The sequence below is a fragment of the Paenibacillus baimaensis genome (genome assembly GCF_025567575.1).
This window is the reverse complement of record NZ_JAOQIO010000022.1, coordinates 18,093-30,531: the sequence shown is the minus strand read 5'-3', so window position 1 is coordinate 30,531 and position 12,439 is coordinate 18,093. Positions and strand designations below refer to the sequence as shown.

The following is a 12,439-nucleotide window of genomic DNA, read 5'->3' as shown; positions in this document are numbered from 1 at the left end:
ACGTGATAGAATAATTTAAACAATGTTTAAAACGTTGTTTAAAACTAATTTTATTCATTTAATATCACCACCTACAATAAAGTTGGGAGGTCAAAAATGACAGCATCTGAAAAACAAAATATGACAAGAGAGAAAATTTTAAATACGACCCTGGAGCTCATAAAAAAGGAAGGGTTTGAGGCCATTACGATTCGAAAAATCGCCAACCATTCTGAAACCAATATCGCTTTGGTCAACTACTATTTCGGGTCCAAAGACAAGCTGATTAGCGAAGCCATTCACTCCTTATTAAGTGGTTTTCAAGTAAGTTTCGCAATATTAGACAACACAACCATGTCTCACAAAGCACGGCTCAAACAGTTTTTAACCGATTACGTCGGAGTAATTAGCCAAAATCGGGAGCTGGTATGCAAAATTATTACCCTGGGAAGCACCCCTTTCGCGTCTCAGAATGAATACGGTCAGTTTCTCCGCTTGACGGGTTTTGAGAAGATCTCCAGCACGTTATCGGAAATAACACTGGAAACAAATCCCGACATACTGAAGATGATGATGATGCAAATATTCGGGGCGATTTTTCTTCCGGAGCTAATGAAACCCTTGATCTTGTCGGGGACTGGGATGCACATCTCCACCATAGATCAGCAAATTGATCTGCTGTTCGAACGCTATTTTGTCCAAGAATAGTAATAATAAGGAGCGATTACTATGAATATGGTGAGAAAACATTGGCAGGACTTCGGTCTTCTCTTAGGTGTGGGCGTATCTTTATATGTACTGTTGAATTGGGGAATGATATGGGAATTGCGTGGTATTGCAGGGTTCAGCTTTGTTTCCATTTTGATCCATCAATTCGAGGAATACCGTTGGCCCGGGACCTTCGGCGGCTTATTTAATATCGCTATATTTAAGAGTACCCGCCCGGATCATTATCCGCTCAATCCGCATTCAGCTATGATTATTAATCTGCTCATTGCTTACATTTTCTATTTACTGCCTGTCCTTTTTCCCACTGTTATTTGGCTTGGTCTTGCTCCGGTCTTCATGGGCTTCTTTCAAATTGTATGGCATGGCGTATTTGCTAACCTGAAAATCAGATCCTTCTACAATCCGGGATTATTCACAGCGATTTTTCTCCATTTACCGGTCGGGATTTGGTATATCACATATATCACTACTCACCATCTTGTATCCTTGTCGGACTGGATCACGGGAACTGTATATTTCGTCATCGCAGTCTATTTATTTATTATTCAAGGGAATATCTGGTTGAAAAACGTACAATCACCCTACAGTTTTACCAAGAAGCAGCTTGGAAATTACAAAGATTTACACTGAAAAAAAGGTATTTAGATAAATAAAAACCCGTAAGAAGGTCAATCCATTAAGATGCCTCTTACGGGTTATACAATTTGTGGAAATAATAAATAATGCTCTAATCATTATTTATAATCTGCAGCCTCCTCCATCAACCATTAGAGTTTGACCCGTTATATAATCGGAATCCTGGCTTGCAAAAAATACAACCGCCCGACCGATATCTTCTTCAACATCCCCTACTCTACGAAGTGGGATTTTCGATAAGGTTTCTGCAAATGCATCGGGCATATGTTCAGCCCACTGCTTAACGCCCGGTGAATTAGCAAATGGACAAATAACGTTTACTTTGACTCCATATGGACCAAATTCATTGGCCACAACGCGTGATAGACCTCGGACCGCCTCTTTGGCAGCTGCATAGGCAGCCTGATTCGCTTCTCCAGTAATTCCCGCCCCGGATGCAAAGTTAATGATATGCCCCTTTGCTTCTTTTAAATAAGGTAACGCATATTGCATAAGATAAAACGTTGGAAAAAAACCTGTTTTGAAAGGCAATTCCAAGTCCTCCTGAGTCGTTTCCTGAAAAGGTTTAACTCTTGAGCTCTGAGCATTGTTTACGAGTATATCAATCTGTCCAAAAGTATCTACGGTTTTACTAATAATGTGGGGATGCGTACTGAAATCTGCTAAATCGGCATGGATAAAAATGGAATCAGGTTGTATCAATTGCAGTTCTTCAATTGCTTGTTTGCCGGCCTCATCATTATAATCAACGATTACCACTCTTGCACCTTCTTTTACAAAGGCCTTTGCAATTCCATTTCCGACACCTGACGCTCCTCCCGTAATGATGGCTACCTTATTTTCTAATTTTGTCATGATACTAATCACCTCAGACCAAGTATAACGGATGATGATTTACTGAATAAAGCACCAATAAATTGTTAATTAACAATTCAAATAGTATAATACGTGTGCGAAAGAAGAATTTAATTATAGAAGGAGATCCCATTATGGAGCTTCAGCAGCTTAAATACTTTGCGGAAGTAGCCAATCAGCTGCATTTTGGTCGCGCTGCCGAGCACATGCATGCTTCACAGCAAACGGTCAGCCATCAGATCGGGCTGCTGGAGGGCGAGCTTGGTGTTCAATTATTCAAACGAACGACACGCAAGGTTGAATTGACTTTGGCAGGTGAAGCGCTGCTGGTGGAGGTTCTGCTTGTATTCAAGCATTTGCAGCGAGGCGTAGACGAAGCGATACGGGCTGAGAACGGCAAGAGAGGCAAGCTTACCATCGGTTATTTCGGAATTATGCTGTACAGTGTTCTTCCAAGCGCCGTACGTCTGTATCGGGAGCGTTATCCTGAAGTTGAGATCGTGATGCTCGAGTTAGCCGCTCATCAATTGGAGCAAAAGCTGCTGCAGGGCGAAATCGATATCGGCTTTTCCGTCTATTTAGACGATAAGCATAGTGAGTTAAGCATGAAATGGCTTACTTACTCTACAGAATCTATCGTCGTAGCGCTGCCCAAAGAGCATCATTTGTCCGGAAATAAGGAAATCTGCTTGTCTGATTTGGCAAACGAGTCTTTTGTCGTTCTGAACCGAAACTATTCGCCAATTTTGTTCGATTACTTTGTGCTCTCTTGCCGTCAAGCAGGCTTTAGTCCAAATATCGTACAGGAGGCAGCCAGTGACCAGGCAGTAATCGGTCTTGTAGCCGCTGGCGTTGGCACCGCCCTCGTGCTTGGCTGCATGAGCAAGCTGTTCGATAATGACATCACTTATCTTCCACTGGTGAAACCATTGTTTGAAATCAAACTCGCTATTTGCTGGCTTCGCGGCAACGAGACTGCTCAGGTGGAGAAGTTTGCTGAAATCGTGAAAAGCTTTGCCGTACAGCCCGACTTAAAAAACTAATAAGTATCTAAAAAATACCCCATGAAATTTTCTTCATGGGGTATAACTGTGACCATTAGCCATGGTTTTTTGATAAAAGTGTTTCTGAAGGTCATCAAATCACTTTTCACTCCAACACAATTACTTTTTCCATGATATTATCGTCCATTACAAAACCATTTCCTATATCCACTACCTGAGTACGTACAGTTTTAAACCCTTTTTTCTCATAAATAGCAATTGTGGCATCATTATAGCGATTTACCGTAAGCCATATTGTACCTAACTTCCGATTTTTGCATAGATTCACCAATAGCTCCATAGCCTGACTTGCATAACCTTTGCCGCGATGGTCTTTATGTATGTAAAACTTGCTCAGAAATAGCTTGCCTTCTTCTTGCTTTATACACAGATACCCGATGCTGCTGCCATTCACATTCATAAAATAGTATTCATATCCCTGTTTTGTAATTTGCTCAGTGATTGCTTGAACGGATTGAAATTTGTCTAGCATATAGTCGATTTGTTCATTGGTAATGACGAGTACAAAATAATCTTTCCAAATTTCAGATGCCAATCGAGCTAAAACCACGATTTCTTCTTCAGTCTCTACTCTTGTAAAAACGATTTCCATGAAATTTACCACCTTTCTTACAACAGTCCAATTGAAAAGATTAAACCATTTCTGTTTATTTTACTCTTTCCAAGACCAAAGTCTAGTACAAAACTAAACCTTAGCCAGTTATGGGTATTGTATATTTAAGTTAAGCTAGGTAATGTAATTAAAGTCGCTTGGTGGCCAGTGAGGAGCATAAGAAATGGAATGGTTGGGCAATCTTTTTGGACAATACGGGTATTTTGTATTATTTTTTGGATTATTTGCTGAATCCTTGGCCTTACCTTTTCCTGGAGAACTAGCAATGGCTATTTCTGGTCACATGAATAATCTCGGGAGTTTTAGTATCCCGTTAATCATCCTCTGCTCTTATTTGGGGGCCATAGTCGGTACGACTTTTACATATTATTTAGGTTATAAGCTGGGTACACCCTTCTTTGAAAAGTACGGAAAGTATTTCTTTCTGAATCAGGAGCGGTTAACCAAGGTAACCAAATGGTTCGACAAATATGGTGACAAGATCATACTTGTTAGCTACTTTATTCCCGGATTGCGACACTTCACAGGCTATGTATCTGGAATTCTTAGGGTTCGGTTGCGAACTTTTTTCCTCTATAACTACATGGGTGGATTCGCCTGGGTGTTGATGTATGTCATGATCGGGAAAATTTTTGGTCAACAAATAGAACAATGGCTTCACATCATTTCTCAATATTCCGTAATAGCCATTAGTGTAGTGGCAATTGGATTGGTGACAGTCTTTCTCATCAAACATAATAAAATGGCCATTATGAATTGGATACGAACCAAATCTGTTAAATAAGCTTGGGTTGGAGCTCGAAGCAAGGATCATAGGAAGGAGCTTGAGATAATGGCTAGAAGAGAGAGAATACTCATTCTTACAGGCTCACTGGGGGATGGTCATAATAAAGCGGCACAGGCGATACTTGAAGCAGCGAGGTTTTATAATCCTGAGGCCGAGGTGAAGGTAGTTGATTTTTTGGAGTGGACCCATCCATATCTGCATTCGGTTGGCAAGTATTGCTACATCCAGTGGATGAAAAATCTGCCATCGGTATACGGCTATCTATACAGCAAAACTCGTGATGTGAATACATTTTCAAATTGGTTCAAACGGATGAAATCGTTCAGTACGGACAGAATGGTAGAGCTTCTTGACGAGATAAAACCAACAAAGGTCGTCAGCACATTCCCTGGAGCGGCAGCGGCCATGTCTTACCTGAAATCGAACGGTTTGACAGCAGTCCCAACAGTTACAGTCTTAACGGATTATACCGACCACAGCTACTGGATTCATCCAGGTACGGACCTATATTTGGTTGGTGCCGAGCATGTGAAGCAAAAGCTGCTGCGGCACCGCATTCCCGAGCATCGGATTGTGGTGACCGGCATTCCGATCGGGCTGCCGTTTACGCTAACGTATGACCGCCTCATGCTTCGCGATAAACACCATCTGGATCGTATGATGCCAACCATACTAGTGATGGGAGGCGGGCATGGTCTGATCGGTAAACAGCTGATGTCCGTTCTGCAAGATAATGAGCTTACTGCTCCAGTGCAATTTATTTTTGTATGCGGACGCAATGAGAAACTAAAGCAGTGGCTTGAAGACGAACTAAAAGGAGCTCTAATTCCACACAGCGTAATCATCACTGGTTTTGTGGATCATGTGCATGAGCTTATGGCCTTGTCTGATTTGATCGTAACTAAGCCGGGGGGCCTTACCGTATCAGAGGCGTTAGCGCTAGAACTGCCAATGATGTTATATAAACCGATTCGCGGTCAAGAGCAGGATAATGCGGCATACCTTGTCGGTCTTGGAGCTGCAATGGAAGCCAAGAACGCTGCAGAGTTGAAAAGGCAGCTGCTTCAAGTCATTCATGATCAGTCTCTCCTGTTGAATTTGAAAAGAAATGCACGCCTAAGCCATTTGAAAGAAGGCGCTCTTCATACGCTCACTGCGATACTGGAGACGAAGAGTCCTTACAAGATAGCAAGAGAAAAGGTTCAGCGAACGTATGCCATTAATATTTGATAAGTATAAAAGAGAATACCATCGAAACTGGCATCGCACGCTGAATGGATGTAATGGAATAGCAAGTTTATCTGTACCCATTTATATTGCGGGATATGCGAGAGCGTCCGTCATGTAACCGTGCAAGTTTGGAGGTTCTGAGGCCGCAGCGTAAGCTGCAAATGAAGCTTCCAAGAAGGTTGGCTAACAGCTATATGGACCCTTACTCGAAAAATTGGTACATAGACATATCCTTTTCCATAGATTGAGTCAGATGGAAAGCTTCTTACATGTTCTTTTTATTTTTTGAATTATCTCATAAAATAGTCGAATGGCAAACATCAGCGCAACACTTCCATCTGGATAATCGTTTGGTCCAATATATGATCCAAAAATGCTCTAGCTGTCTCCAGCTCTCCTAGCGTACATCCGTTTGCAATAACTACTTTTTCTTTTAGCGTAGCAAAACGTTTAATTTCATTCGGCCCAAAGTCCCCGCTGGGTTCCCCGGCTTCATTAACCTCTTCAGCTAATTCAGGCATGATAAATTTCCCTTCTTCCCCATGAAATACCCTTGCGAGGCATGCCGACCATTACTCAATCATACCCAAGTCCTAGTGGAGCAGAACCGTACTGTTCGGCATACTTGCATTCCAACATATAGGCATAATCTGCTACTCTTACATAGGTTTTCAACCCCTTAATGATTAGCGCCTACTGAAGTATATAGAGAGGTACCCAACTAGTCATTGAAAGAAGCTAACGCATAATTCAATTCCACGTCCTGCCCCTCGATAACTTTCATCTTAAACGTTTGCTCGTTCATGGGAACCGTAATGTCAGGAGTCACTCCTCCTTGTCCGCGTTCATCGCTATCGCCTTGAATCTTTTTGTCTTTATTAAGTGACCTGCCATCTGGGAACCGCACGCCATATCCTCCCGGCATTTTAATTTCTATAGGAGCGGACACGACGCCGAACGAACCATTCGTAGACATAAAGCCGATAATCTTAACATTGGGCATTCCTTTTAATAATAAAGGTAAGCCTTCCCCCGAGCTCGCGGTGTTATGATTGATAAGGACGGCTATTTCCCCTGGAAAGTAAATCTGCGAAGGTTGAACGGTTCTGGTTTCGGAACGGTTGATTTCGAATCGACCCGTATTCCGATTGTAGTAACTGACGTATTCAAAGATCTTTTTCTCGTTCACGAAATGTCCTGCCATTTGGGCAACAAGGTCATCATCTCCGCCCGGATTATCCCGTAGATCGATGATTATTCCCTTTACGCGTTTCTCCTGAAACTCTTTTAATTTATCTTCCAGCGCTTTCGCGGGATCGGATTGTGTTGTTCCAGGAAGGAAATATTTGAATTTCACGTACCCATATTCATTCCTAAGAATCTCCCCTTCCACTGGAGGATCTTCTTTCTTCAGTTTTAACTTCGTTTTCTTCAAGGTCTCGTACTGATCGTCATAGGCTGTAAGCGTCTCAGTCATGATCGCTTGATCGTCTCGATTCCGAAATTTGACTTGGATTTCTTTGCCGATCGGAGCTCTTGCCAAGAACCGTCCTTGATTTTGAATCCGATCTCCTTCGGTTGCCGACGGGTTCTCGCTCCAGGACGTTTGGTCCAAGGCTTTCTGAACGTCTTTCCCATCCCACGAAATGATTTCGGCTCCAAGCTTGATTCCGCATTTATCGGCCGGGCTGCCCGCTAACAGCAAGCTAACCAACACCTTGCCATTATCCAATCGAATCGCACTAATTCCGACTCCGCCGCCGACTTCATTCTTAAATGCGTTATTATCGTCGTACAGATGTTCGTTCACGATTTTGATATGACCGTCACGGAAAGAAAAGAGGTAATCCCTTAAAGTTTTATAGTAGAGGTTCGGATCTTGGTTGATTTCCGCTTGGAGGAATAAAGGCTCGAATTTATTCCTCTTTGCCTCCCAATCGATTTTTTTCCAGTCTCCGAAAGGATATTCGGCGGACAACCTTTCGTTCATCGCGATGAAAGCTTTGGAATAGCTCTTATGGCTTAAATCGCTCACTGGATTGTATCGAACTTCACCCGCAATGGTTAATGCCAGTAACGTAGGCAGGGAGCCTAGGACGCAAACGAAAACCATAACGATCCGAAATTTCGGGGACATCGGCTTAATGGCCGGTTTAAAGATTCCTCTAACGGTGCATAAGAAAAGTATGGCCGTTGAGGAGTAAATCAGCAGAGCAAGCATTGAGGCATCGCCATTGATAAGGCTTATACTCGCAATGATTACACCCAAGCTCGGAATAAAATAAAACCACCGGTTATTTTTGAGAATAGGCATAGCATACCGCAGCAAGACGAACAAGTATAGCGCGCATAAAATCATTTCCCAGGCAGTCAACCATTTCAATGAATCGATAATATCTTGAATAAGGCTCATCGTTCATATTCCTCCAATCGGTTCAATGTGTTTCGTAATGAGCTTATTGGAGTAATATGAACGGAGCGTGAACTCACTTTTTAAAGGACAGAAACGGAAGGAGAGACAGCGGGGAGCGTCACTGTGAACGTTGTGCCCAGACCGACCGTACTCTTCACCTCTATGCTTCCAAGATGGAGAGCAACGATTTTTTGGGAGATGGCAAGACCAAGACCATTACCGCTCTGGTCTTCAGCCCGCGACTTGTCCGCTTTGTAAAAGCGCTCGAAAATACGGCTTAAGTCCTTCTGCGCAATACCGATCCCAGAATCGCTTATCGCAACGGCAATCTCATGAGGATGGGGTCGGCTGATCGCGATGAAGACTTGTCCGGCGCAAGGCGTGAACTTTATGGCATTCCCGAGCAAATTCATCCAAACTTGATTGAGTTGATCCTGGTCGGCCGTTATTCTGACGCCAGCACTTGAAGGGGATTCTATATCGACGCGAATGCTTTTTGCCGACCACTGGGGCTCGCACGCGACGATAACTCGCCGAATTTGCTCATCTAAGTTAAATGACTCCGTCTCGAACGGATGATGATCCGATTCGAGGGAAGCGAGCTTCAGCAGATTATTGCTGAGTCTGGACAACCTGTCGCTCTCGATAACAATAATATCCAAGCATTGGACGCGATCATCCTCTGCAATAACAAGATTGTCGTCCTTCAACGCCTTCGCGAATCCGGAGATGGAAGTTAACGGCGATTGGATTTCATGAGACACGTTCGATACGAAATCCTGTCGCATCCGCTCCATTTGCTTGATTTCCCGAGCCATGTCGTTAATGCTCCGCGAGAGAGTTCCCAGTTCGTCTCCCCGATTGATTTTCAACTCAACCTCGAAGTCGCCTTTGGCCAGCCGCTTAGTCGCATGCGTCATCGCTTGAAGGGGTTTCACCAGGTATCTGCCAGCAACGAGAATACACAAGCTTCCGATCGCGAGCATGAGGAACAGAATGGTGAACAATAAACGGATGATCGTGATTTCGTTCTTGGAAGAGCTCTGCAAAAATAAGGCATAACGTTTTCCTTCGGATGAAAACGGAAGGCCGATGAACGTTCCGTTATCTTTCCCTTGCGAACGGTACAACTCTCCGCGCAGCACCTTGTGAACGGATTCCGGGTTAATCCTTTCGGCCTTCTTGCCATTGGTCGGTACATAGGAGTTCATCCCGCCATTGCCGTCGTAAAGCTGCAAGGTATAGGAAACCAATTCGGCCATATTATCCATGAAAGCATCCAAATCCGGAGAATTCGTTTGTTCGTACACACGTATGATACGATCGCCGGCCGCGATCATATCGTTTTTCCCCGTAGCGTTTAGATCATTCTGGAATAGAGCAAGGGCGAGGAGAAGGGATGAGATCAAGCTGATGACGATGACGGCTAGAAAAGTCAGCACGACGCGAACGTATAACGTTCTCATTCCGGATTAACCGCCAGACGATAGCCGACGCTTCGTGCCGTTTCAATGCGAAAATTGCGGACGTCCCCAGCAAAGCGTTCCCGTAGTCGCTTGATATGAACGTCGACGGTCCGGTCGTCTCCTTCGTAATCCATGCCCCAAATCTGGGTGATCAGCTGCTCTCTCGTAAAAATCTGCCCCGGGTGGCCGGCAAGCACGAACAACAGTTCAAATTCTTTCAGAGGCAAAGCCAATTCCTCGTCTCCTCGCATGACCTTATACGTTTTCCGGTTCAGTACGATTTCACCCAACGGGATGACCTGGGACGAGGCAATACGGTATCGCTTCAGTAACGCTTTAACCCTCATCACAAGCTCAACCGGATCGAACGGCTTCGTCATATAATCATCGGTCCCGAGTTGGAAGCCTTTTATCTTTTGACCCGATTCGCCCTTGGCCGTTACCATCAGGAGCGGAATGTCGGGATCGCTTTTCCGAATCTCTTTACACAAATCCCATCCGTCCATATGCGGCATCATAATGTCGAGGATAACCAGACTGATTCCCGAACCTTTGACAATGGCATGCGCATCGATCCCGTTGTCCGCCTCGGTCAGATCGAACCCTTCATTCTTCAAGTACAGGCGCATCAGGGCGCGGATGTGCGGATCGTCGTCCACGATAAGAATTTTGACCATATAAACAATCCTCCAATGAGAACTTATAGCATAACTTATCATAAAAAAACGAAATTTTATTAGCGTATCTCGGCGTGCGTGGAATGGATTCTAAAGTATTTCAGAAGTCTCCTGATCTACGGATCATCCATATCCCAGGCGCTGCCCCTTTTTAAATAATAAATGAGCCGCGTCTTCTTTAGTATTGTCTTATTGCCGAGTTACCGAAGTTAATTTTCATGGTAGCGTAATTTCTTCCTTCTCAATATCCGCCCTGCATAATATACAACTATTCCAAGTAGCATTATTGCGAGGATTTCTATCATTCTCCATAGTAGGTTTGATTTATATCCAAATGTAACTTTATTTTGTAGATGATCAACTGACTCGTATGCCTCGACAATATTTGGAACATATTACATTGTGAGATACATCCATTGATTAATCTGAAAAGCATAATATACAAATACAAATAGTATTCCTACTATGAGAGCTCGAAAAAATGATTTTTTCATCGATACCTCCCCATTTTACAAAGCCTCAATTTACCATATTATAACATAGTATAAGCATAACTACCCGTCCCTCAAAGAGCTGGATTGGGCCCATCGCGGTGCTTTTCGATGAACGCCTGAAGTGCCTGGTGGTATTCCGAAATGAATTTCGGATTGGTAGGGCTTGTTGCAAGCTGGGCTTCGGTTTTATTAACCGGTTTTAGGTCCTTGTTGAATAGCCATTTTTGCCCAAACACCGATGTGTCGCTCATGATTAGGATATTACGTTCGAAACCTGGAACATATTTGGCGACGAAAACTTCACCCTTGGGAGGAATAAGAATGGTAATACGCAGCGGATAGATGCTCAGTGTACAGGCTGTGCAAGCAAGTAGCGAAATAGTATCCTCATATTGCAAAGCTTTCATAAATGACCCGCCCCAATAAGATAGCATCAGCTTTTTGGAATATACTCAAATTATCGTTCGAGGAGTCCATGATACTTGGCGGCGCCCAACTAACCATGTGTTATTCTCATCATTTTTATTGGTTTTTTTCGCAGCATCCCAACGACTTGTGGCAGGATACTCCGAAGTTTTTTATTTGAAATCATCGATATGGGCTGCGAGTTTATCTAAAGACTCGTTCATACCCATGATTGCGTATTTCAGCATCTCTCCTGCTGTCCATCCGTACTCCGTAATCTTAAGCTCCGTTTGTTCGCCTTTGGCGATGAATTCGATAATGAACTCAATGTTTTTAGGAAAATCTGCCGGGACACCCACTTGAACCGGATCGATGGCGTTTCCATCTCGGTCCGATAAGTATTGGTTGAATTCAAGCCGCTGCATCGGCACAATTTTCTTATACACACCGGCCGAGTATGACTCCGTGCCGCCATGTGTTTCGGGAGCACGCATGGCAAATACATATTTGCCGCCTTCGCGAAAATCAATTACACATCGAGGTGAGGTATAGTGTGCAGGCCCCCACCATTTCATGACCAGCGTCGGGTCTGTCCACGCCTTCCAAACTAACTCCACCGGATAGTCATACTCCCGCGTTATGACAATGTCTTGCATGTTGGGACTTTTACTCATTTTACATTCTCCTATTCGGTTTGGTTTTTTTCCATTTTTTCCATTTCTGCTTTTAAAACAACATCCAGCGTATCTAGACGACTGCTCCAGCGCAGCCTCATTTGATAAGCCCACTCTTCAAATTCAACCATAGCTTCAGTGTTTATGCGATATATGCGTTGCTGCGCTTTCTTCTCCATGTGAACCAGATTGGCTTCACGAAGAATTTTTAGATGCTGGGAAATTGCCTGAGGGCTGACTTGGAATTGATTGTGAATATCCGATGCCGGGAACCCATCATGGTCTGCCAACATCTCCAAGATCCTTCGCCGCGTTGGATCAGCCAGTGCTGAGAATATATCTATCGCCATATATCAGTCCGCCCCTCCTTTCCCTACAAGATTTGTACGGTAATGGTCTACCTTGGTGTCTATATTT

Annotated in this window: 14 protein-coding genes; 5 read left to right on the top strand and 9 right to left on the bottom strand. The window is 43.7% G+C overall.

The annotated features are described in order from the left end of the window. Positions 1 to 96: 96 nt before the first annotated feature. Both OB236_RS08685 and OB236_RS08680 read left to right on the top strand, forming a co-directional pair. Positions 97 to 687, top strand: coding sequence for a TetR/AcrR family transcriptional regulator (locus tag OB236_RS08685; RefSeq protein WP_076236683.1), 591 nt, complete (start codon positions 97 to 99; stop codon positions 685 to 687). A gap of 21 nt (positions 688 to 708) precedes the next feature. Further along, on the top strand, positions 709 to 1,338 hold the full coding sequence (locus OB236_RS08680; protein ID WP_262683603.1) for an HXXEE domain-containing protein: 630 nt from the start codon (positions 709 to 711) through the stop codon (positions 1,336 to 1,338). Positions 1,339 to 1,446: 108 nt separating this feature from the next. Here OB236_RS08680 and OB236_RS08675 read toward each other — a convergent pair whose 3' ends face one another. Then, a complete protein-coding gene (locus OB236_RS08675; protein WP_262683602.1) occupies positions 1,447 to 2,199 on the bottom strand; it encodes an SDR family NAD(P)-dependent oxidoreductase in 753 nt (250 codons plus the stop codon). Positions 2,200 to 2,333: 134 nt separating this feature from the next. On the opposite strand from OB236_RS08675, the gene OB236_RS08670 reads away from it, so the two are divergent. Further along, positions 2,334 to 3,242: a LysR family transcriptional regulator gene (locus OB236_RS08670; RefSeq protein ID WP_262683601.1), complete on the top strand. Its 909-nt coding sequence runs from the start codon at positions 2,334 to 2,336 to the stop codon at positions 3,240 to 3,242. Positions 3,243 to 3,348: 106 nt separating this feature from the next. On the opposite strand, the gene OB236_RS08665 is transcribed toward OB236_RS08670, so the two are convergent. Further along, positions 3,349 to 3,855, bottom strand: a complete 507-nt coding sequence (locus OB236_RS08665) for a GNAT family N-acetyltransferase (protein WP_262683600.1) — start codon at positions 3,853 to 3,855, stop codon at positions 3,349 to 3,351. Between the two features lie 184 nt (positions 3,856 to 4,039). Between OB236_RS08665 and OB236_RS08660 the strand changes: the two genes are divergently transcribed. Together OB236_RS08660 and OB236_RS08655 are read left to right on the top strand one after the other, a co-directional pair. Then, the gene (locus tag OB236_RS08660) at positions 4,040 to 4,660 is read left to right on the top strand and encodes a DedA family protein (protein WP_262683599.1); all 621 of its coding nucleotides are present in this window, start codon (positions 4,040 to 4,042) and stop codon (positions 4,658 to 4,660) included. 48 nt (positions 4,661 to 4,708) lie between these two features. After that, on the top strand, positions 4,709 to 5,893 hold the full coding sequence (locus OB236_RS08655) for an MGDG synthase family glycosyltransferase (RefSeq protein WP_262683598.1): 1,185 nt from the start codon (positions 4,709 to 4,711) through the stop codon (positions 5,891 to 5,893). A 320-nt stretch (positions 5,894 to 6,213) separates the two neighbouring features. Here the strand turns inward: OB236_RS08655 and OB236_RS08650 are convergent, their stop codons facing one another. The 7 genes from OB236_RS08650 to OB236_RS08620 form a co-directional block, all read right to left on the bottom strand. After that, positions 6,214 to 6,414, bottom strand: coding sequence for a hypothetical protein (locus OB236_RS08650; RefSeq protein ID WP_262683597.1), 201 nt, complete (start codon positions 6,412 to 6,414; stop codon positions 6,214 to 6,216). Between the two features lie 200 nt (positions 6,415 to 6,614). Continuing rightward, positions 6,615 to 8,306, bottom strand: coding sequence for a S41 family peptidase (locus OB236_RS08645; RefSeq protein WP_262683596.1), 1,692 nt, complete (start codon positions 8,304 to 8,306; stop codon positions 6,615 to 6,617). A gap of 80 nt (positions 8,307 to 8,386) precedes the next feature. Continuing rightward, complete coding sequence (locus tag OB236_RS08640; RefSeq protein WP_262683595.1) at positions 8,387 to 9,772, bottom strand: sensor histidine kinase; 1,386 nt, start codon at positions 9,770 to 9,772, stop codon at positions 8,387 to 8,389. Then, the gene (locus OB236_RS08635; protein WP_262683594.1) at positions 9,769 to 10,449 is read right to left on the bottom strand and encodes a response regulator transcription factor; all 681 of its coding nucleotides are present in this window, start codon (positions 10,447 to 10,449) and stop codon (positions 9,769 to 9,771) included. Before OB236_RS08635 ends, OB236_RS08640 begins: the two co-directional genes overlap by 4 nt. Before the next feature lie 565 nt (positions 10,450 to 11,014). Then, positions 11,015 to 11,350, bottom strand: coding sequence for a hypothetical protein (locus tag OB236_RS08630; protein WP_262683593.1), 336 nt, complete (start codon positions 11,348 to 11,350; stop codon positions 11,015 to 11,017). A 171-nt stretch (positions 11,351 to 11,521) separates the two neighbouring features. Continuing rightward, a complete protein-coding gene (locus tag OB236_RS08625; RefSeq protein ID WP_262683592.1) occupies positions 11,522 to 12,022 on the bottom strand; it encodes an SRPBCC family protein in 501 nt (166 codons plus the stop codon). Positions 12,023 to 12,033: 11 nt separating this feature from the next. Beyond that, positions 12,034 to 12,372 carry an ArsR/SmtB family transcription factor gene (locus OB236_RS08620; RefSeq protein WP_262683591.1) on the bottom strand — a complete coding sequence of 113 codons (339 nt, stop codon included), beginning with the start codon at positions 12,370 to 12,372 and terminating at the stop codon, positions 12,034 to 12,036. Positions 12,373 to 12,439 lie beyond the last annotated feature (67 nt).